The organism is Stenotrophomonas sp. STEN009 (assembly GCF_056760395.1).
This window is the reverse complement of sequence record NZ_JBRRES010000001.1, coordinates 1-21742: the sequence shown is the minus strand read 5'-3', so window position 1 is coordinate 21742 and position 21742 is coordinate 1. Positions and strand designations below refer to the sequence as shown.

Below are 21742 nucleotides of genomic sequence, written 5' to 3'. Positions count from 1 at the left end.
TGCCCCTTACCAGTTGCGGAAGCGCTTGGGCGGGTCGTAGAGACCGCCGGACCAGCGCACCAGGTCTTTCACCGAGCGCGCGGCCAGCAGGTCACGACTGGCGTCGCGCACCGAAATGCCGAGATCTTCCGGTCGCCGGATCACGCCCCGGTCGCGCAGGTTCTCCACCATCGCGCGATCGCGGCCCAGGCCGACCGTGGTGTAACCGGCCACGCCGCGGATCGCCTGTTCGCGCTCCTCCGCGGTGCGGCACAGCAGCAGGTTGGCGATGCCTTCCTCGGTCAGCACATGGCTCACGTCATCGCCGTAGATCATCACCGGTGGCAGTGGCATGCCAGCGCGTTCGGCCAGCGCCCACGCATCGAGGCGGTCAACGAACGCGGGTGCCATGTGTTCGCGGAAGGTCTCCACCATCTGTACCACCAGCTTGCGCCCGCGTGGCATCTCGCCCGGGCGTGCGGCCTGCTGGCCGGCCTTGATCCAGGCGTCGCTGGCATGACGGCGGCCGCGCGCATCCGAGCCCATGTTCGGCGCGCCACCGAAGCCGGCGATGCGGTCGCGGGTGGCGGTTGAGCTGTTGCCCTGCAGGTCGACCTGCAGCGTCGAGCCGATGAACATGTCGCACGCATACAGGCCGGCGGTCTGCGAGAACGCGCGGTTGGAGCGCATCGAGCCATCGGCGCCGGTGAAGAACACATCACCGCGCGCGGCGATGTACTTCTCCATGCCCAGTTCCGAACCGAACGAGTGCACGGACTTCACGAAACCCGACTCGATCGCGGGAATCAGCGCCGGATGCGGATTGAGCGCCCAGTGCTGGCAGATCTTGCCCTTCAGGCCCAGCGATTCGGCATAGGTCGGCAGCAGCAGTTCGATCGCGGCCGTGTCGAAGCCGATGCCGTGATTGAGCCGGTTCACACCGTATTCGGCGTAAATGCCCTTGATCGCCATCATCGCCATCAGCACCTGGATCTCGGAGATCTGTGCCGGGTCGCGGGTGAACAGGGGTTCGATGTGGTTCGGGCGTGGTGCCTGCACGACGAAGTTGACCCAGTCGGCGGGGATATCGACGCGGGGGAGGGTGTCGACGATCTCGTTGACCTGGGCGATGACGATGCCGCCACGGAAGGCGGTCGCCTCGACGATCACCGGCGTGTCTTCGGTGTTCGGCCCGGTGTAGAGGTTGCCGTCGCGGTCGGCGGCCTGCGCTGCGACCAGGGCCACGCGCGGCGTGAGGTCGATGAAGTAGCGGCCGAACAGTTCCAGGTAGGTGTGGATGGCCCCGATCTGGATCCGCCCTTCGGCCACCAGGTTGGCCAGTCGCACCGATTGCGGGCCTGAGAAGGAAAAGTCCAGCTTCGAGGCAATGCCCCGCTCGAACACGTCCAGATGCGAGGGCAGCGACAGCACCGACTGCACCATGTGCAGATCATGCACGCGGGCGGGGTCCAGCCCGGCAAGGCATTCGGCCAGGAAGTCGGCCTGCTTCTGGTTGTTGCCCTCGAGGCAGACCTTGTCGCCGGGTTCAAGCAGGGCGTGCAGCAGCTCGCCCACATCGTCGGCGGCCACTGCACGGCCTCTGCTCCAGGGCGCAGCCCGCTGCAGACGTGCCTGGCGGCTGCGTTCCAGCGTGTCCCAGCTCGGGTTCATCGACCGGCTTCCGATTGGCGTTGAGATAATTACGCCATAATTACGGAAGGCGACGCAACCTGCAGCGCAGCAAAAAGAAAGGGCCCGCCAATGGCGGGCCCATTCAGGTTGCAGGCTTTCAGCCGGTCGTTCTCAGAACTTCCAGCGCAGGCTGGCGGCGACGAAGCGCGGTTCGCCGTAGTTGTTGTAGTCCAGGTTCGCCCAGTAGGTCTTGTCCAGCGCGTTGCGCACGCTCAGCGTTGCCGTCCAGTTGTCGCTGATACGGTAGTTGGCGTTGAACTGCACGAGCGTGTAGGCCGGCTGGTTCACGGTTACCGTGCCGCCCAGCGGGTAGGGGATGTTGTAGCCCTGCACCTTGCTCTGCCATTGCACGCCGGCGCCCAGGCTCAGGCGTTCCAGCGCACCGCGCAGGCGCACCTGCGTGTTGAGCTGCAGCAGGTCTTCGGGCGGGTTGGCGTACAGCAGGTCGGTGGCGGCGCGGGTCACTTTGACATGGGTGAAGCCGGCGTTGACCGTCCAGCCCGGCAGGATCTCGCCGTTGACGTCCATTTCCCAGCCACGCGACTTGGTGCCGTTGACGCCGATGTAGGCCGAGGTGCCATCGCTGAGCGAGCCTTCCGGCACTCCCATGTCGCGCACGGCATAGTTGTCCTGCTTGGCCTCGAACACAGCGGCGTTCGCGGTCAGTCGCCCATCGAACCACTGCGTCTTGATGCCCGCTTCCAGATTCGAGCCCTGCACCGGCGCCAGCAGGTTCTCGTTGCGGTCCTTGAAGTTCTGCGGGTTGAAGATCTCGGTGTAGCTGGCATAGACCGAGAACTGCGGCGTGACGTCGTAGACCAGTCCCACGTACGGGGTCACTTCATCACTGACCTTGTAGGCCCCGCTGGTCCCGGTATACGCACCGGCCACGCTGTAGGAGCGGCTGAGGGTTTCCCAGCGGCTCAGGCGCGCACCCGCGATCAACGACAGCGGATCGGCCAGGCGCAGGCGCGCGGCCAGGTAGACGCCGCTCTGCGTGGTCTTCTGCACGCGGCGCGCGCCGGTACGGGTGTAGGTCACCTCGGAGATGTCGCCGTTCCAGTCGTACACGTTGGGGATGTAGTAGCAGCGCTCGCGGCCGCAGGTGGCCCAGTCGCGCGGGTAGTTCAGGGCAACGGTGTGGGTGGTGCCTTCCAGGTCGGACCACTGGGCACCCAGGGTGACGTCATGCTCGCGGCCGAACAGCGGGAACGTGCCGGTCAGGTAGGCATCGATGTTGCGGCGGGTGTCCTCGGAGTCGCCAGCGGCAGTGCGCAGGTAGATGCCCGCACCGGTGGCCGGATCGGGATTGCCGGTGCCGTACAGGCGCATGTTCTGCACATTGCCACGGGTGTGGGCGGTGTTGATCTTCAGCAGCCAGTCCTCGCCGAAGCGCTGCTCCAGGTTGGCGAACACCGTGCTGGTCTCGCGCTGCCAGTAGCTCCATTTCGGTGCCAGGTTGGTTGAGCGCGGAAGGTGCGCGAAGTCGCCGCGGCTGTCGAAGAACGGCACGGTACCCCAGGTCGAACCGACCGGGTTGTTGTCCTGGGTCTGGTAGCCGAGGGTGACCGTGGTGCTGTCGGTCAGGTCGCCCTCCAGCACCGCCATGCCGGCCATCTTGTTCTCCTTGTAGCGGTCGTAATAGAAATCACGATCGGTATAGGCGGCGACCACGCGGCTGCGGAACCGGCCATCTGCGGTCAGCGGCGCGGTGACGTCGGCCTCCATGCGCCGGTAGTCCCAGCTGCCGGCGCTCACCGAGAACGAGGCGTCGAAGTCCTTGCCGGGGCGCTTGCGCAGCAGGTTGACCGTGGCCGAAGGCACCCCCGCGCCGCTGAGCAGGCCGTTGGCACCGCGGATCACTTCGATGCGGTCATAGAAGGCGGTGTCGTATTCCTGGTTGGTGGAGCCGCTGTAGGTCGGAATGCCATCGACCTGGAAGTCCGTGATGGCAAAGCCGCGGGCGTAGTACAGCGGGCGCTGGGTGTCATAGAAGGACACGCTGACGCCGGTGACGTTGCGCAGCACGTCGTTGATGCTGAACAGCGATTCGTCCTGCAGGCGCTGCAGGCTGATGGCCGTGGCCGACTGCGGCGTTTCCTGCAGGGTGATCGGCAGGCGGGTGCTGCTTGAGGGCGGCGCAGCCTGGTCGGCGCGCACGCTGACGCGGTCCAGGGTCTTGGCATCGGCTGCGGCATCGCCGGCGGCGAACGCTGACGGTGTCGACAGGGCCAGGGATGCGAGCAGCGCGGCCGGCAGCAGCGCGCGACGGAGCGGGCGGGTAGGGGAGTGCAGGGACATCTTGGTGGGCTCGATGCGGGAGAGTCGGAAGGGCGGCAACAGCCGGGCGGTACCCGGGGCGGCGGCTTCGGGCTGGGTCAGGTCCGTCTGGTGAGCGCGGGCCGTCCGCGCGAGGCGCAAATGTAAATCGTTCTTAACAACATTACAATTCGCCCGGGCTGGTCGATGCCTGGGACACGCACCGCGAGCCCCGGCAGAGCCGAGCTCCCTGAATGCGAACGGCCACCCGAAGGTGGCCGTCCGTAGGTGTCATCGAAGACCCGGGCTCAGAGCGCCTGCAGTTCCTCGTTGGCGTTGCGCTTTTCCTTGCCCGGCGTCGGCGTCGGCGTCGGCGCCGGCGGTGTGGCCGGTGCAGCCGTGGCATCGGCCGGCACTTCCAGGTAGGGCAGCTTCAGGGTCTGGCTGGTCATCGAACGAATCTCGTTGACCAGTGCCGCACTGTCGTTGAGCTTGCGCCCGTAGGAGGGCACGATCTCACGCAGGCGGGCTTCCCAGCCGGCCTTCATCTGCTCGGGGAAGGCCTTGGCCATCAGATCCAGCATGATCGGCGGCGACGTCGAGGCACCGGGCGAAGCGCCCAGCAGCGCAGCGATGGTGTGGTCCTTGTCGGTCACGATCTCGGTACCGAACTGCAGCACCGCACCCTTCAACGGGTCGCGCTTGATGATCTGCACGCGCTGGCCTGCGGTGACCAGCTTCCAGTCGCCCGGCTTGGCATTGGGGAAGTACTTGACCAGTTCGGCCTGGCGGTCGGCATCATTCAGCCGCGCCTGGCTCATCAGGTACTGCACCAGGTCCAGGTTGTCCTTGCCCACTTCCAGCATCGGCGCAACGTTGTTGTGGGTCACCGACGAGTACAGGTCCCACCACGAGCCGTGCTTGAGGAACTTGGTGCTGTACAGCGCGAACGGTCCGAACAGGACCACCGGCTTGCCGTCCAGCTTGCGCGCATCCAGGTGCGGCACCGACATCGGCGGCGAACCGGTCTCGGCCATGCCATAGGCCTTGACGCCATGGCGCGAGGTCACGTCCTGGCCCTGGAAGGCGAGGAACTGGCCGCCCACCGGGAAGCCGGCGTAGTCCTTCGACTCGGGAATGCCTGACATCTGCAGCAGCTTCAGCGCGGCGCCGCCGGCACCGATGAACACGAAGCGGGCGTGGGTGGTGCTCTCGGTGCCGGCCTTGAGGTCCTTCACCGTGACGTTCCAGCTCTTGTCCGCGTTCTGCCGCAGTGCCGAGACTTCGTGGTTCAGGTGCAGGCTGAAGTTCGGACTGCGCTGCAGGCCGGCGGTCAACTGGCGGGTGATCACGCCGAAGTTGACGTCGGTACCCAGTGGCATCCAGGTCGCAGCGACCTTCTGCTTCGGATCGCGGCCTTCCATCATCAGCGGAGCCCACTGCCGGATCTGTGCCGGGTCTTCCGAGTACTGCATGCCGTAGAACAGCGGGTTCTTCACCAGCGCCTGCTGGCGCTTATGCAGGTAGGCGATGTTGTCATCGCCCCAGACGAAGCTCATGTGCGGCGTGGGGTTGATGAAGTCGCTGGGCTCGCTGAGCCGGCCTTCCTTCACCTGGTGCGACCAGAACTGGCGCGAGACCTCGAACGATTCGGCGATGCCGACCGCACGCTTGGTCTCGATGCTGCCGTCGGGCAGTTCCGGGGTGTAGTTCAGCTCGGCGAATGCCGAGTGGCCGGTGCCGGCGTTGTTCCAGCCGTCGGAGCTTTCACCGGCGACGCCGTCGAGGCGTTCATAGACCTGGATGTTCCAGTCCGGCTGCAGTTCCTGCAGGTAGGTGGCCAGGGTGATGCTCATGATGCCGGCGCCGACCAGCACAACGTCGACAGGCTTGTCGTTGCTGGCGGCGGGTACGGAGCGCTGGGTCAGCGGCCAGTACAGGAACACGGCGGCAGCCAGCAGGAACAGCACGAGCAGGGCGAGCAGGGCCTTGCCAAATTTCTTCATGGGGGCGGGATCGTTGGCGGAGGGGAGGAGATCAGGATGCGCGCTGGGCAGGGGAAGGGCGTGAAGAAACAACGCCTTGCAGCATCCTTGCAGAGGATTCTACCCGGAACGGGTCCGGTTTTTGTGCAATGCATCATCCTGCCGGCGGTCGCTCCGGGGTAGACTTATCGGCTGATTCCAGAACGACCACCGGCCACGGAGGGGCCGCGCAACGATGTCACGGATGCTGATCGTGGTGGGTGACGCCCTGCAGACGGGCGGTTCGGTCCTTACAGGTTCCCCGCATACCGATATCGAAGGGCGCGCCGTGGCGCGTGTCGGCGACCGTGTCATCTGTGCACGCCATGGTCCGGGTTCGATCGTTTCCGGCGATGCCACCCTGGTCATCGATGGCCAGCCGGTCGCCCGCGACGGCGACAGGGCCAGCTGCGGTTGCGCACTGGTATCGGGCAAGCAGCAGCGCGCCCACGTGGTGGCCGGCGGTGGAGGGCGCGCCGGTGCAGGCGCCGGAGTGGCGGCGATCGCAGCGATCGTCGCGCCGTTGTTGAAGCCGACCCTGCAGACACCCCCCTTCGCAGCGCCCGGCACCGCCGTGCGCGACGAGGACGCGCCGCAGTGCTGGGTGGCGGACCATGATGCGCAGATCGACCGTGACGTGGACGGGCGCTACTACGAAGCCTATGACGTCAATGGCGACAAGCATGACTATCCTTTCCAGGTCAGCTACCGCATCGATGTTCCGCTGCAGGCCCAGGGCGAGGTGGTGGTGTCGATCAAGGTGCAGGTGATGCCCAAGCCCGGCGTCACCGCTGCCGAGGTGGCGGCGGTCAAGGCGCGCATGGAGCGCGGCATCGATCAGTTCTGGAACGGCCGGTTCACGCTGGACGTCCATGATCCCGCGTGCGGCACCCGCAGCTTCCCGATCCGCTACGAGGTGCGGTGGGTGCAGGGCGGCAGCGACTACAGGCTGATCGTTCATCGCACCTATGACCGGGAGCAGGTGGAATTCCCGGATATCGATGTCTCCGTGTCGACCACGGCCTGGACATTCGCCCACGAGTTCGCCCACACCTTGGGCGTGCCGGACGAGTATTCGTACAACGACCCGGACGAAGAGACCGTGCGTTACGTCCAGCCCGATGGCACTCTGGATCCGGAGGTGCTGGTTGCCGTTCCGGATTCCCGTGAGCTGACCGATCCGGCGGCGACCATCATGAATTCCGTGGACTGCGCGGTGACCCGGCCGCGTCATGCCTGGAACATCGCGCGGGAAGTACGTGAACTGCTGAGCCGGGAAATCGGCCGGGAGATAACATGCACCGTCAAGTGATTTCGTTGATTGCCACTTTTGCCGCTGCCGCAGCGCTGCCGGCCCACAGCAAGGAGCTTCCTCCCATGATCGAACTTCATGCGCGCTGCGTGGACGATGCCCAGTGCCGTTTCCGTGGCGACACCCTCAACGTCGAACTGGAACTGCGCAACAGCGGCAGCGAGCCTGTGTCGCTGCCGCTGGAGTACATCCGCAGCCGTGGCCCGTCGGTCAGGGTGAAGGACAACCACTCCGAGAAGACCACGGCGTTGCGCAGCGGCATGGCCTCGGCCGCGCTGCGGCAGCAGATGCAGGAGCTGCGCGCGGGCCAGTCCCTGCGCATCGATTTCCCGATCAAGCCGCAGGAGCTGACACGCTTCGCCCTGCGCCCGATGGATGTGACCCTGCAGTTCTCGATCAATCTGACGCCAGGTTCCACCGGCGCCGAGGCGCAGGTGGTCCAGGCGCAGCTGCACGTGGTCGACGTCGACTGACCGCAGCGGCCAGCACTCCGCTTGGGGTCAACGCAGTTCGAGAATCTCGTCGCCGGTTTCGTCGATCTCGCCCGTCGGGCACCAGCCGAGATGGCGGTAGAAGCCATGCGAGCGCGAGCGCGGGTCGGCCGAGCACGCAAGGAACAGCCGGTGGTGACCGGCATCCCGGGCCAGGCTGACCACATCCTGCAGCAGACGTCGGCCGATGCCCAGATTCTCGTACTCCGGCAGCAGGGCCAGAACCAGCACCTCGCCGCTTTCGCGGTCGGCAAACCCGTAGCCGGCCATGCGCTCGCCGTCGCAGGCGATGCGTCCGATGAAATCTCCGTTGCAGATGCCTTCGGCCCAGCTCTGCGTCGTGATGCCCAGCTCGGCCAGCTGCGCTGCACTGAAGGCATTCTCGCGGGTACGCCCGCGCAGGTCGATGCAGGCGGCGGCATCGTCGGGGTGGGCATCGCGGTAACGGATGGTCATGGCACCTCCTTGTGACCGGGCGCTGAAGGAACTGCCCGTCTCGTTCAATCGTTGCCGATTGTGAAGTATTCGGCGGTGAAATAGCCGATCTGGTAGAGCAGGGTCGCCGCGGCCAGTCGCAGCTGTGCCCGGCTGGAGTGCAGTTTCCAGCCCAGCAGGACCACCAGCAGCATCAGCAGGGTGTGGACCGGATACGCCGCGCCCAGCAGATGCCACCGGCTTGTGCCCTTGATCGCGGTGTCCACCAGATCCAGCAGCGTCAGCGCGCCGATCACGCCGAATATCCAGCGTCGGCGCTGCATCAGGTAATTGCCGTAGCTGCCGTAGTCGCGCAGGTCATCCGGGAACAACAGGGCGCAGAGCAGGAACCAGGTCGCGCAGTAGCAGATCACGAACAGATAGGTCTCGAACGTCCAGCGGTGGACTTCGATCAGGCGGAACTCCCACCACCAGAAGGTGACCAGCGACACCAGCGTCCATGCCACCCAGCACAGATGGAGTGCCGAGCAGCCGCGTCGCTGCGGATGCTCGATGATCTGCGCAATCCCTTTCAGCAGGGTCGTGATCGACAGGCCCAGGATGATGCCCATCACTACGCGGATATGCAGGAACAGCGGATCGGTCTGCATCGGCCCATCCTGTCATCGGATTCCGCACAGTAGAGGCATGCCCGCTGTGGAGGGGATGCATACGGTGTCAGCGCCTACGCCGCACCAGCGTCGAGGATGCCTCCAGCACCGCGCGGGTCAGCAGGGCCATGGTCTGTACATCGCCCTTCCAGTGCTGCCAGTACAGCGGCACGTCCTCCCACGCGCGCTGTCGCACGTAGACCAGGCGGCCGGCATCCAGGTGCCGCTTGACCAGCGGCAGGGGGTTCATGGTCCAGCCCATGCCGCCCAGGTTGGCCTGCACGAAGGCACGGGTGGAGGGAATCCACCAGGTCGGCGCGGTGCTGGGCAGGTCGTCGCCGGCCATGCGCCGGGCAAAGCGCGACTGCATTTCGTCCTTGCGGTTGAACACCAGTACCGGTGCCTGTGCCAGCGCCTGCGCGGTCACGCCCTTGGCGAAGTGCCGTTCGCGGAACTCCGGCGTGCAGGTGGCCGCGTAACGGATGCTGCCGAGTGCATGGATCTGGCAGCCCTGCACCGGCTCGTCCAGGGTGGTCACCGCGCCGAGCACCGTGCCTTGCCGCAGCAGCTCCACGGTATGGTCCTGGTCTTCCACGCGCAGGTCGAGCGTGGTGCCGGTACCCAGTGCGAACTGCTGCGCCGCCTGCGGAAACCAGGTTTCCAGGCTGTCGTGGTTCACAGCCACCGGGATGCTGGCCTGGGGCAGATCTTCATCGGCCAGCCCCATCCGGTGCAGGGCGTCATGCTCGAGCAGGGCCGTCTGCTCGGCCAGCTGCACCAGCACCTGGCCTTCGGCGGTGGCAGTGGCGGGTGCGCCACGCTTCACCAGAAGGCGTCCGACACGATCCTCCAGCGCCTTGACCCGCTGCGAGATGGCGGAGGGGGTGACATTCAGCGACTGCGCCGCGCGATCAAAGCTGCCTTCGCGGATCACGGCGGCGAGCGCGCGCAGCTGGGCATGGTCGATGCGCATGTTATTAAGTTCCACTAATGTTGGTTTAGGAAGTTTAGCTCGTCTTTTCTATGTTGCGGCGCGACAATGGCGCCCGTACCCGGTGCTGTCCGCCTTCGCGAGGCACCGTCCCCCCAGCAAGACAAGGCAGTGAATCCCATGTTTTCGGTCATCTCCGCCGGCACCGGCCTCGGTGCCTGGTTCTCTGGTGCAGCCACCGGCATCGGCCTGTTCGCCGTGGTCGGTGCCCAGAGCGCCTTCATCCTGCGCCAGGGCATCCTGCGCAAGCACATCGTGCCGGTGGTCGCCACCTGCGCGGCCATCGATGCGTTCTTCATCTTCGCCAGCGTGGCCGGCCTGCGCACGTTGACCTCGGCGCTGCCGTGGCTGACCTCGGCCGTGCTGTGGACCGGCGTGGCTTTCCTGGCCTGGTACGCGATGAAGTCGGCGCGCCGCGCCATTGCCGGTGGCGGTGGCATGGGTGAAGCCGACAGCGACGACGGCAGCCGCCGCGCGGTGCTGATGGCGGCGGTCGGCTTTTCGCTGATCAACCCGCACTTCTGGCTGGACATGATGGTCATCGGCTCCATTGCCGAGAACTTCGGGCACGCACGCATGGCCTTCGCGGCCGGCGTGGTCACCGCGAGCTGCCTGTGGCTGACCGCGCAGGGCCTCGGTGCACGCCTGCTGGCGCCGCTGTTCACCAAGCCCAGCACCTGGCGTGTGCTTGACGGCACCATCGCGGTGATCCTCAGCATCCTGGCCCTCACACTGGCGGTGCGCGGGGTCCACTGACCCGGCGCACGCCCCCCGAACCCACGTCCTGACTCTCTCTCCAAGGCAGTGGCAACGACGGCACCGGCAACGGTGCCGTCGTCTTTTCCGGCTCTGGCGGGACAGACGGCGCCTGCCTAGAATCCGTGTACAGGACAAGGTGTCCATCGGAGCAGGGGGAAGGATGCGCAGGACGATGTTGACGGCCGCACTGGTCGTCGTGGGTAGCGTTGCCGCGGGCAGCGCATGGGCGGTGGATCTGACGCAGTTCCTGCGCCAGGAGACCTTCACCGACATCAAGATATCGCCGGGGGGCGAGTATGTCGCTGCCACCGTGCCGATGGAGGACAGCACCGCGATCGCGGTGATGCGGCTGGCCGACAAGCAGCTCGTGGGCAGCTTCCGCCCGCCGCAGAAGAATCACGCCTACGAATTCGACTGGGTCAGCAACGAACGGCTGTTGATCGGCCTGGCCGAGAAGTGGGGCGCGCTGGATAAGCCCAATCCCACCGGCGAGCTCTACGCCATCGATGCCAACGGCAATCGCGGCGAGCTGCTGGTCGGTTACCGCGTCGAAAGCAAGGGCCCGGGTACCCGCATCCAGCCGAAGAAAGTCGAGGCGGTCGCGGCGTTCCTGGCCGATGATCTGCCCGGCGACGAACGCAACGTGCTGGTGACGGTATGGCCGTTCGCGGAGGATCCGTTCACCCGCGTCGAACGCATGGACGTGGCCAGCGGCAGGCGCGTGCGCATGGCCTCCTCGCCGGTGCGGCGCGGTGAGTTCACCACCGATGGCCAGGGCGAAGTCCGGTTCGTCCACGGGTCCGGCAGCGACAATGTCAACAAGCTGTACTACCGCGAGCGATCGGGTGACAGCTGGAAGATGATCAACGATGAGGCGGTGAGCACGCGCATCGAGACCGCGATCGGCTTCTCCGCCGATGGCAGCCTGGCGTACCTGCAGGCCGAGCAGGCGCAGGGGCCGGATGCCATCGTCAGCTGGAATCCGCAGACCGGCGAGCGCGCTGTCGTGCTGCGCGACGAGGTGGTCGATCCGTACCGCATCATCCGCCGGCCCGGGACCCATGTGCCGGTGGGCGCCCTGTTTATGGGCGACACACCACGGACCCGGTTCTTCGACGAGAAGTCGCCGGAGGCGCGCCTGTACCGCAGCCTGGAGGCGGCCTTCGGGGGGGCGGTCTACATCACCTCCAGTACCCGGGATGGCCGCGTGGTGCTGGTGGAGACCTGGTCAGGCACCAATCCCGGCGACTTCTATGTGTACGACACGGAGGCTCGCAAGGCTGAGCACCTGATCAGCCGCAGCGACTGGATCGACATCGATCGCAGTGCAACGGTGCGTCCGGTGGCACTCAAGGCGCGCGACGGACTGCCGCTGCACGGCTTCCTCACCGTGCCCTCCGGCAGCGACGGACGCAACCTGCCGATGGTGGTGATGCCGCATGGTGGGCCGTTCCACGTGTTCGACAATGGCCAGTACGACCGCCAGACGCAGATATTGGCCGCTGCCGGCTATGCCGTACTGCAGGTCAACTTCCGTGGCTCGGGGAACTATGGCCGTGCGCATGCCCAGGCCGGCGCCCAGCAATGGGGCGCCGCGATGCAGGATGACGTCACCGACGCCACCCGCTGGGCGATCGCGCAGGGGATCGCCGATGCCAGACGCATCTGCATCTACGGTGCCAGTTACGGGGCCTACGCCGCGATGATGGGCGCTGCCCGCGAACAGGGGCTGTACCAGTGCGCGGCCGGCTATGTCGGCGTGTACGACCTGCCGCTGATGTTTGCCCGCGGCGATGTGCAGGAGCGCGACTCGGGCGTGACCTTCCTGCGCGAATGGCTGGGTGATCCGGCCAAGCTGGGCGCGGTTTCGCCGGTGAACCTGGCCACGCAGATCAAGGTGCCGGTGTTCCTCGCGGCCGGTGGCGAAGACAAGCGTGCGCCGATCCAGCACACCGAGCGCATGGAAGCGGCACTGAAGCGTGCCGGGACGCCGGTGGAAAGCCTGTACTACAAGACCGAGGGGCACGGCTTCTACACCCTGGCCCATCGCACCGAGTACTACGACAAGCTGCTCGCATTCCTGTCGCGCAGCCTGGGAGGCAAGACCGCCCAGGCATCGGCGCCGGCAGGGAAGGGCAAGGCGCCGTAAACGCAGAGTGGCGGGGGATCCACAATCCGCCGCCGCGCAGTGCAGTTACCTGACCCCGTGCATCATCCGCTTCAGCAGCGGCGCGGCGATGAAGGCCAGCAGGGCGCAGCCCAGGCCGATCCACATCAGCAGCCAGAACAGGTGCGCATACGCACCGGCCGCCGCCGCCATGTCCAGCGTGCCGCCTTCGGGCACATCGATGGCCGCCAGCTTGCCGAACAGCGCGGCAAGCGTCTCGGAGAACGCTGTGGCCAGGAACCAGGTGCCCATCATCAGGCTCATCACCCGCGGCACGGCCAGCTGCGTTACGGCCGACAGGCCCACCGGCGACAGGCACATCTCACCACTGGCCAACAGGAAGTAGGCCAGGACCAGCCACCACACGCTGGCCATCTCGCCGGTGGCGCCGACCTGCTGTGCGGCCAATGCGAGCGGGACGAACGAGAGCGCGCCGATCACCAGGCCCCAGGCGGATTTGACCGGCTTGCCCGGCTCCCAGCCGCGACGGTCCATCCAGGTCCAGAGGGCGGCGAAGGCCGGCGCCAGCAGCACCAGGAACAGTCCGCCCAGATAGGTCAGGGAGCCGGCGGTCTGCGGAATCACCAGGCAGTCGCGCACCAGCAGGACCAGCATCAGCGCGACGATGGCAATGAAGAACCGGCGCGGCACGGCCGACCCCGGTCGACGCTCGGTCAGGCGCGCGCTGACCACGAAGCCCAGCGGCGCCAGCAGTAACGACAGGATCGACCAGGGCAGCGGCGTGCCGTCGGTGATCACCAGCGAGGGAACGATGTCCTTGGTCAGCAGGCGATCGGTGAACGTCACCCACGAGCCATAGGACTGCTCGTACAGGGTGAAGAACACCAGCGCCAGGAAAATCAGCACCATCAGCGCGATCATCTGCTGGCGCTGCACCGGCGTGCACTGGCTGCCGGTGAACCAGGCGAACCAGACCAGCACGCCTCCCAGCACCACCAGCATCAGCATCAACGCCAGGCTGATTTCGCCGCCCAGAGCGAACGCACCGTTACCGGCGGCCCACATCAGCCACGCCAGTGGCAGCACCGCGAGCACCGCGCACAGATAGATCAGCCATTCACGCGGCAGGCCCAGCACCCGCTGTTTCAGCGCGGCCGGCTGTGGCGGCTCGGCATGCCCGTGCAGGTACTTCTGCCCCCACAGGAACATCGCCAGCCCGGCCAGCATGCCGATGCCCGCTGCGCCGAAGCCATACTTCCAGCCATAGGCCTCGCCGAGGAAGCCGCACACCAGCGACGAGAACAGCGCCCCGAGGTTGATGCCGGCATAGAACAGCGAAAAGCCCGAGTCGCGGCGCGGATCGTCCTTGGCGTACAGCTTGCCGACGATGGTGGAGATGTTCGGCTTGAGGAAGCCCACGCCCATGATGATCAGCGCCAGCGACAGATAGGTCACCGCCAGCGCCGAGGTGTCGCGCACCACTTCACCGTTGACCCGGTATGCCGCGTGGCCTTCGAAGGCCATGCCGAGATGGCCCAGCACCAGCAGGATGCCGCCGAACAGCACTGCACGGCGCATGCCCAGCCAGCGGTCGGCCAGCATGCCGCCGAACACCGGGATGCAGTACACCAGGCCACCGTAGGCGCCAAGCAGGTCCAGTCCGGCCTTGTCGCCGAACAGGTGGTACTTGGTCAGGTACAGCAGCAGCAGCGCCTTCATGCCATAGAAGGAGAAGCGCTCCCACATTTCGGTGAAGAAGCAGACGTAGACGCCCTTGGGGTGGCCAAGGAAGTCGTCGGAAGCGGGAGCGGCAACGGTCATCGACGGCGGGCACTGCGGAAAGGGCGCGATTATAGGCCCGCCGCCACGCCCGTGGCGGGCAGCATCAGGCCGCGCCCGGCGAGCGGGGTCACAGGTATCGCAGCCAGCCCAGGTCGCGCCGACGCGCCTTGAACCGCGCGAATGCCCGCGTCGGCGGGTACAGCACCACCGCCAATGCACAGGCCACCAGGATCAGGCCGGCGACCGAATCGAGAGCGTACAGGCTGCCGTGGGTCGGCCCCCAGAACCCGAGCGCCGCCAGATACAGCAGCTTCAGCAGATACAGATGCAGCAGGTAGAAGAACATCGGAGCCGCGCCGATGTCTGCCAGCGGCCTCAACGCGCGTGCCATCGCAGGCCACTCAAACAGGCGCAGCCACAGCAGGCCAACGCCCAGGGTCAGCAACAGGAACTGCAGTGATGGCGGATACTTGGTCACGTTGAACACGCTCATCCAGGTGCGCAGCGCGTCCTGCTGGAACTGCCAGGGCGTATCGCCATAGCCGTTGCCGAACCGCAGCAGGGCGAACATGCCCAGCGCTGCCAGCCCAGCCCACACCAGCCAGCGGTGACGCTGCGCTGGCATGCGGTCCGCCGCGAACCAGGGCCCCATCAGATAGCCGAGCGCGATCACCCCGATCCACGGCAGCACCGGATAGGACGTGCGCAGCCGGAGTGCACCGGCCTCGATCCAGTCCCGCTGGTGCAGCACCTTCCACAGCACCGGCAGCACACCGTCGCCTGCCACGCGCACGCCGTCGAGCAGGTTGTGGCCGGCCAACAGCAGTACCGCCAGCGCCAGCAGCGCCGCGCGAGGCAGCCACAGCAGGCCGGCCAGCGCGACCATGCTCAGGCCGATCGCCCAGATCACCTGCAGGTACACGGTGTCCGGAAGCAGCTGGAAGGTCCAGGCGAAATTCACCAGGGTCAGTTCCAGCACCACCAGGAACAGCCCGCGTTTGAGCAGGAACGCGGCCGTGGCCCGGCGCGGATCCGCCTGGCGCTGGCCATACAGCCAGGCCGACAGGCCGGTCAGCAGCACGAACACCGGTGCGCACAGGTGGGCCAGCAGGCGGCACGCGAACAGCGCGGGGGAGACCGTGGATACGTCCATCGGGTCGCTGACCTGGTGCTGCAGGAAAAAGGTCTCGCGCACGTGGTCGAGCAGCATCAACAGCATGACGGTGCCGCGCAGCTGGTCGATGGAGGTGAGGCGGGCCGGTGGCGGAGAGGGCATGCGGACGGCGATGTCGTTCAATCGAAAAGATATAACATATCGTTTGCGGGATGCCCAGCTGGAATGTGCCGGATGCGTCTGCTGCCTGTGCCTGATCGGTGTCCTGCCTGATCCGGTGGCGCTTGTCATGCTGCGGTGTGCTGGACTTGCCGCCCCCTGAACGCTAGCGTGGCAGGGATTTTTTGCCAGCAGGGGCTCCCATGAACCACGACGCTGCGCCCAAGCAGCTCACCTTCCGCGCAGTGGCCCTGGCCATCGTGCTGGCGGTGGTGCTGTCCGCGGCCAACGCCTACCTCGGTCTGTTCGCAGGCCTGACCATCGCCACCGCGATTCCCGCCGCAGTCATTTCCATGGGCGTGCTGCGCCTGCTGGGCGGTGGCTCGATCCTCGAGAACAACATCGTGCAGACCGGCGCCTCGGCCGGTTCCTCGATCGCCGCCGGTGTCATCTTCACCATCCCCGCGCTGGTGATCATGGGCTACTGGCCGGACTTCAAGTACTGGTGGGTGCTGGGTATTGCCGGCCTGGGCGGCCTGCTGGGCGTGCTGTTCTCGGTGCCGCTGCGCCGCTCGATGATCGTCGAAGATCCGCTGCCCTTCCCGGAAGGCAAGGCGGCGGCGGAAGTGCTCAAGGCTGGTGAGAACCCGGGTCCGGGCCTGAAGATCCTGGGCCTGTCGGCGGTGATCGGCGCCTTCGTCAAGCTGGCCGCGGAAAGTGGCATGCGCCTGATTCCCGATGCCTGGGCCACCTCGGCCTACGTGGGCAGTTCCAAGGTCACCGCGTTCATCGGCACCAATCTGTCGCCGGCGCTGCTGGGCGTGGGCTACATCGTCGGCCTCAACGTCGGCATCGTGGTGGTGTCTGGTTCGATCCTGACCTGGCACATCGCCATCCCGCTCTACCAGGCGTTCTTCATGAACACCGACCCGGCCCTGGCCGCGTCGGTGGCCGCTGCGTCCTCCACCGAGGCCGCATTCGCCATCTGGGGCGCGAAGATGCGCTACCTGGGTGTCGGCGCAATGCTGATCGGTGGCATCTGGACCCTGATTTCGCTGCGCAAGTCGCTGCTCAACGGCGTCAAGAGCGGTTTTGCCGCCGCCCGCAAGAGCGGCGGACCGGTGCTGGCGCACACCGAGCGCGACCTGCCGATGAAGTGGATGCTGGTCGCCCTGGTGGTCTTCGTGCTGCCGCTGCTGGCCCTGTACCAGGCCATCGTCGGCCAGTGGCACGTGTCGATCCCGATGACCATCATCATGATCGTCGCCGGCTTCCTGTTCGTGTCGGTCTCGGCCTACCTGGCCGGCCTGATCGGTTCGTCCAACAACCCGGTCTCGGGCATCACCATTTCCACCATTCTGTTCGCCTCGGCGGTACTGGTCGTGCTGCTGGGTGCCGATGGCCTCAAGCCGGTCGGTACCGGCGGTGCACCGCTGGGTGCGGTGGCTGCGATCATGATCGGCGCGGTGGTGTGCTGCGCTGCCGCCGTCGGTGGTGACAATCTGCAGGACCTCAAGGCCGGTTACATCGTCGGCGCTACGCCGTGGAAGCAGCAGCTGATGCTGGGCATCGGTGCGTTCTCCTGCGCGCTGATCATGGCCCCGGTGCTGAACCTGCTGGCCACCGCCTATGGCATCGGCGTGAAGACCGAGCTGCACCCGAACGCGCTGGCTGCGCCGCAGGCCAACCTGATGGCGTCGGTGGCCAAGGGCCTGTTCGGTGGCGAGCTGCCGTGGACCTTCATCGGCATCGGTGCCGTGGTCGGCGCCGTCATCATTGCCTTCGACAGCTGGCTGAAGGCGCGCAACGCGCGCTTCCGGGTGCCGGTGCTGGCGGCCGCCATCGGCATCTACCTGCCGCTGGAGCTGATGGTGCCGATCTTCCTCGGCGGCCTGATCGCTTACCTGGTCGAGCGCTTCCACAAGGTGCGTGCCGATGATGAAGAGGGCCGCGACCGCGTGCACAAGCCGGGCGTGCTGTTCGCCGCCGGCCTGATCACCGGCGAGGCGCTGATGGGCATCGCCATCGCCATTCCGATCGTGGTCAGCAGCCGCGCCGACGTGCTGGCCGTGCCGTTCCATCTGCCGGCCGCGCAGTGGATCGGCCTGGTCGTGCTGTTCCTGGTGGGCTGGCTGATCTACCGCACCGGCAAGTACGCCAAGGCGTAAGGGATGGGTCGGATCCCTCCCGGAAGGGAAGGGCTCTGACCCCACGCCGGCGGCGCCCGGGGTCAGAGCCGATTCCTGCGGAATCGGATCCGACCCCGGGTGCACCCACAAACCGCGCTACGGCGCGGTTTGCTGTTTCTGGCGGCTGCCCGATCACGGCCATGACCGATGGCCTTGGCAGCCCCGGGCTGCGGGGCCTACCATCGCTTTTTTGCCGTCCTGCGGAGATCCCGATGAAACTGCGTCATGCCCTGCTGCCACTGAGCCTGCTGGCCGCTCTGCCCAGCGTCGCCGCTGCCCGTGGCCTGGAGATCCGCGACATGGTGGCCATGGATCGCGTTTCCGCGCCGGTGCTGAGCGCCGATGGCGGCACCGTGGTGTTCGCCAAGCGCAGCACCGACGCCAACCTCAAGGCCAGCACCGCCCTGTACGCACGCAACCTGCGCACGCGTGACGCGGCACCGCCGAAGCAGATCACCCCGGCCGGCTGGAACGTCAATTCCGCCTCGCTGTCGGCGGACGGCCAGACGGTGTACTTCCTCAGTGCCAAGAACGGCAGCCAGCAGCTGTACGCGCAGGCGATCAACGGCGGCGCCCCGCGCCAGCTGACCGATTTCCCGGTGGATGTGGACAGCTACCACGTCTCGCCACAGGACGACCGCGTGCTGTTCAGCGCCGGCGTGTTCCAGGCCTGCGCGTCGGACCTGGCCTGCACCGAGAAGAAGCTGAAAGAGAAGAAGGACGCCAAGGCCAGTGGCCAGGTCTGGGATTCGATGTTCGTGCGCCATTGGGATACCTGGAACGACGGCCGTCGCAACACCCTGTTCGTCGCGCCGCTGCCGGGCGCCCAGGCCGGCCCGGTCAAGGGGGCTTCAGCACTGAGCGCCACCCTCGATGGCGATGCGCCGTCCAAGCCATTCGGTGGCAATGATGACTTCGTGTGGTCGCCGGACGGCAGCAGCGTGGTCGCCAGCATCCGCGTGGCGGGTCGCGAGGAACCGTGGTCGACCAACTTTGACCTCTATCGCTTCGATGCTGCCGGCCGTCAGGCACCGGTGAACCTGACCGCCTCCAACCCGGCATGGGATGCGGGCCCGGTGTTCAGTGCCGATGGCAAGACGCTGTTCTACCGTGCGATGAAGCGCCCCGGCTTTGAAGCTGATCGCTTCGGCCTGATGGCGATGGATCTGGCCAGCGGCAAGAGCCGTGAGATCGCCCCGCAGTGGGATCGCTCGGCGGGTGGCATCGTGCTGTCCGCCGATGGCGCCAGCATCTATACCACCGCCGATGATCTGGGCGAGCACCCGCTGTTCCAGATCGATGTCGCCACCGGCAAGGCCACCCGCCTGATCGGCGATGGCAGCGTGACCGCCGTCGATGTGGCCGGCACCAGCGTGGCGATCACCCGCAACAGCCTGAAGAGCAACGACCAGGTACTGGTCGGCCTGCTGCCAGCCGCCGGCCAGCCGATGGGCGAGCTGCGTGCGCTGACACCGTCTGCCGGCGACGTGCTGAAGGACGTCAGTTTCGGCGATTTCGAGCAGTTCTCGTTCAAGGGCTGGAACAACGACACCGTGCACGGCTATGTGGTCAAGCCGCACAACTACCAGGAAGGCAAGTCCTACCCGGTCGCGTTCCTGATCCATGGCGGTCCGCAGGGCAGCTTCGGCAACGGCTGGAGCTACCGCTGGAATCCGCAGACCTATGCGGGCCAGGGCTACGCGGTGGTGATGATCGATTTCCACGGCTCCACCGGTTACGGTCAGGCATTCACCGATGCGATCAGCCAGCACTGGGGCGATCGTCCGCTGGAGGACCTGCAGAAGGGCTGGGACGCGGCACTGAAGAAGTATTCGTTCCTCAACGGTGACAAGGCCTGCGCTCTGGGCGCCAGCTATGGCGGCTTCATGGTCAACTGGATCGCCGGCAACTGGAACGGCCCGTTCAAGTGCCTGGTCAACCACGATGGCGTGTTCGACCAGCGCATGATGGGCTACGCCACCGAGGAGCTGTGGTTCACCGAGTGGGAGCAGGGCGGCACGCCGTACCAGAAGGCGGCGAACTACGAGAAGTTCAACCCGGTCAACCACGTGGCGGACTGGAAGAAGCCGATCCTGATCATCCATGGCCAGCAGGACTTCCGCATTCCGGTCGAGCAGGGCCTGGCGGCATTCACGGCGGCGCAGCGGCAGGGGATCGAGTCGAAGTTCCTGTACTTCCCGGACGAGAACCACTGGGTGCTCAAGCCGCACAACAGCATCCTGTGGCATGACACGGTCAACGGCTGGCTGAAGCAGCATATCGGCGAATAAGCCGGTCCGGCGCCGCCCCCAGGGCGGCGCTCTGCTTTTTGTAGAGCCGAGCCATGCTCGGCTGCTCTGTGCCTCCTTTCCCGCCAACAGCAGCCGAGCATGGCTCGGCTCTACCCGAGCGCCCGCATGACTTCGAACGCCCTGATCCAGAACGACATCGTGGTCTTCGGCCTGATCGCCGCCACTTTGGGGGCCGTGTTCTGGACCGCCTCGCGCGAGCAGGGGCCGTGGAAGCGCTTCTACACCTTCGTGCCGGCGTTGCTGCTGTGTTATCTCATTCCTGGCATCTACAACACCGTCGACCTGATCGACGGGCAGAACACCGCGCTGTACAACCCGGTCGCGCGTGACATCCTGCTGCCGGCGGCGCTGGTGCTGCTGACCCTGGCCGTGGACATCAAGGGCATCCTGCGGCTGGGACCGAAGCTGGTACTGATGTACCTGGGTGCCTCCGCCAGCATCATGCTCGGTGCCGTGGTCGCCTTCCTGCTGATGCGCGCGCTGCACCCGGAAACCGTTGCCGGCGACACCTGGGCCGGCATGGCCGCACTGGCCGGCAGCTGGATCGGCGGTGGCGCCAACATGCTGGCGATGCGCGAAGTATTCGACGTCAACGCCACCACCTTCGGCCAGTTCGCCGTGGTCGACGTGGGTGTCGGCTACGTCTGGATGGCGGTACTGATCTTCCTCGCCGGGCGCGCCGCGAAGATCGACGCACGCAGCGGTGCCGATACCTCGGCCATCGACGAACTGAAGGAACGCATCGCGCGCTTCCAGGCCGAACACGAGCGCATTCCCAGCCTGACTGATCTGATGCTGATCGTCGCCGTTGCGTTCGGTGGCGTCGGTCTGGCGCATGCAATCGGCGCGCCGCTGGCGGCCTGGTTCAAGGCCCATGTCGGCTGGGCATCGCAGTTCAGCCTGGATGCTCCCTTCGTCTGGGTGGTGGTGCTGTCGACCACGCTGGGCCTGGGCCTGAGTTTCACCCGCGCGCGCACGCTGGAGGGAGCGGGAGCGTCACGTCTGGGGTCGCTGCTGCTGTACTTCCTGATCGCCTGCATCGGCATGCAGATGGATCTGCTGGCATTGCTGGACCGTCCGTGGCTGTTCCTGCTCGGCCTGATCTGGATCGCCGTGCACATCGTGCTGCTGTGGTGCCTGGGCCGGTTGCTGAAGGTGCCGTTCTTCTATTTCGCCATCGGCTCGCAGTCGAACATCGGCGGTCCGGCCTCGGCGCCCGTGGTGGCCGCCGCCTTCCATCCAGCATTGGCACCGGTAGGCGTGCTGCTGGGAACGATGGGCTACGCCACCGGGACCTACCTGGCGTACATCGTCGGCATTACCCTGCGTGCGCTGGCAGGGCAGGGGTGAGGGGGTACCAAAACCAAATAGGACCCCAAAACTTATATCCCCCCGATTGCGCCCCGGGCCCGCCGGCCCCAAAACCGAACATAACACCCCCACAGACCGCCTAGGCGGCCAGCGAG

The 21742-nt window shown here is 66.4% G+C and carries 15 protein-coding genes; 7 read left to right on the top strand and 8 right to left on the bottom strand.

Features of this window, described 5'->3' with window-relative positions; all coding sequences use genetic code 11:
* Positions 1-6: 6 nt before the first annotated feature.
* From mdcA to mqo, 3 genes are all read right to left on the bottom strand, one after another.
* Positions 7-1650 (bottom strand): malonate decarboxylase subunit alpha, encoded by a 1644-nt coding sequence (mdcA, locus tag ACVOMM_RS00075; RefSeq protein ID WP_065174588.1) that lies wholly within the window; start codon positions 1648-1650, stop codon positions 7-9.
* Between the two features lie 132 nt (positions 1651-1782).
* Positions 1783-3972, bottom strand: a complete 2190-nt coding sequence (locus ACVOMM_RS00070) for a TonB-dependent siderophore receptor (RefSeq protein WP_053516245.1) — start codon at positions 3970-3972, stop codon at positions 1783-1785.
* Positions 3973-4238: 266 nt separating this feature from the next.
* On the bottom strand, positions 4239-5936 hold the full coding sequence (gene mqo / locus ACVOMM_RS00065) for a malate dehydrogenase (quinone) (protein ID WP_128989340.1): 1698 nt from the start codon (positions 5934-5936) through the stop codon (positions 4239-4241).
* Between the two features lie 214 nt (positions 5937-6150).
* Here mqo and ACVOMM_RS00060 point away from each other — a divergent pair, with 214 nt between their 5' ends.
* Together ACVOMM_RS00060 and ACVOMM_RS00055 are read left to right on the top strand one after the other, a co-directional pair.
* Positions 6151-7266, top strand: coding sequence for a PAAR domain-containing protein (locus tag ACVOMM_RS00060; protein WP_080375221.1), 1116 nt, complete (start codon positions 6151-6153; stop codon positions 7264-7266).
* A gap of 65 nt (positions 7267-7331) precedes the next feature.
* Positions 7332-7739 carry a hypothetical protein gene (locus tag ACVOMM_RS00055; RefSeq protein WP_481525723.1) on the top strand — a complete coding sequence of 136 codons (408 nt, stop codon included), beginning with the start codon at positions 7332-7334 and terminating at the stop codon, positions 7737-7739.
* Between the two features lie 27 nt (positions 7740-7766).
* On the opposite strand, the gene ACVOMM_RS00050 is transcribed toward ACVOMM_RS00055, so the two are convergent.
* The 3 genes from ACVOMM_RS00050 to ACVOMM_RS00040 all read right to left on the bottom strand — a co-directional run bounded on the left by ACVOMM_RS00050 (position 7767) and on the right by ACVOMM_RS00040 (position 9815).
* Positions 7767-8213 (bottom strand): GNAT family N-acetyltransferase, encoded by a 447-nt coding sequence (locus tag ACVOMM_RS00050; RefSeq protein ID WP_065182375.1) that lies wholly within the window; start codon positions 8211-8213, stop codon positions 7767-7769.
* Positions 8214-8257: 44 nt separating this feature from the next.
* Entirely contained in the window at positions 8258-8842 is a 585-nt protein-coding gene (locus tag ACVOMM_RS00045) for a hypothetical protein (RefSeq protein WP_053516192.1), read from the bottom strand.
* Between the two features lie 67 nt (positions 8843-8909).
* A complete protein-coding gene (locus ACVOMM_RS00040; protein ID WP_053516191.1) occupies positions 8910-9815 on the bottom strand; it encodes a LysR family transcriptional regulator ArgP in 906 nt (301 codons plus the stop codon).
* 138 nt (positions 9816-9953) lie between these two features.
* Here ACVOMM_RS00040 and ACVOMM_RS00035 point away from each other — a divergent pair, with 138 nt between their 5' ends.
* Complete coding sequence (locus tag ACVOMM_RS00035) at positions 9954-10589, top strand: LysE/ArgO family amino acid transporter (protein WP_053516190.1); 636 nt, start codon at positions 9954-9956, stop codon at positions 10587-10589.
* 163 nt (positions 10590-10752) lie between these two features.
* Entirely contained in the window at positions 10753-12741 is a 1989-nt protein-coding gene (locus ACVOMM_RS00030) for an alpha/beta hydrolase family protein (RefSeq protein ID WP_481525722.1), read from the top strand.
* 45 nt (positions 12742-12786) lie between these two features.
* On the opposite strand, the gene ACVOMM_RS00025 is transcribed toward ACVOMM_RS00030, so the two are convergent.
* Positions 12787-14541 (bottom strand): peptide MFS transporter, encoded by a 1755-nt coding sequence (locus ACVOMM_RS00025; protein ID WP_481525721.1) that lies wholly within the window; start codon positions 14539-14541, stop codon positions 12787-12789.
* A gap of 88 nt (positions 14542-14629) precedes the next feature.
* Positions 14630-15778 carry an acetyltransferase domain-containing protein gene (locus ACVOMM_RS00020; RefSeq protein ID WP_481525720.1) on the bottom strand — a complete coding sequence of 383 codons (1149 nt, stop codon included), beginning with the start codon at positions 15776-15778 and terminating at the stop codon, positions 14630-14632.
* Positions 15779-15978: 200 nt separating this feature from the next.
* On the opposite strand from ACVOMM_RS00020, the gene ACVOMM_RS00015 reads away from it, so the two are divergent.
* The 3 genes from ACVOMM_RS00015 to ACVOMM_RS00005 all read left to right on the top strand — a co-directional run bounded on the left by ACVOMM_RS00015 (position 15979) and on the right by ACVOMM_RS00005 (position 21626).
* On the top strand, positions 15979-17943 hold the full coding sequence (locus tag ACVOMM_RS00015) for an OPT family oligopeptide transporter (RefSeq protein ID WP_180875425.1): 1965 nt from the start codon (positions 15979-15981) through the stop codon (positions 17941-17943).
* 233 nt (positions 17944-18176) lie between these two features.
* A complete protein-coding gene (locus tag ACVOMM_RS00010; protein ID WP_053516182.1) occupies positions 18177-20255 on the top strand; it encodes an alpha/beta hydrolase family protein in 2079 nt (692 codons plus the stop codon).
* 126 nt (positions 20256-20381) lie between these two features.
* The gene (locus tag ACVOMM_RS00005) at positions 20382-21626 is read left to right on the top strand and encodes a DUF819 family protein (RefSeq protein ID WP_180875426.1); all 1245 of its coding nucleotides are present in this window, start codon (positions 20382-20384) and stop codon (positions 21624-21626) included.
* Positions 21627-21742 lie beyond the last annotated feature (116 nt).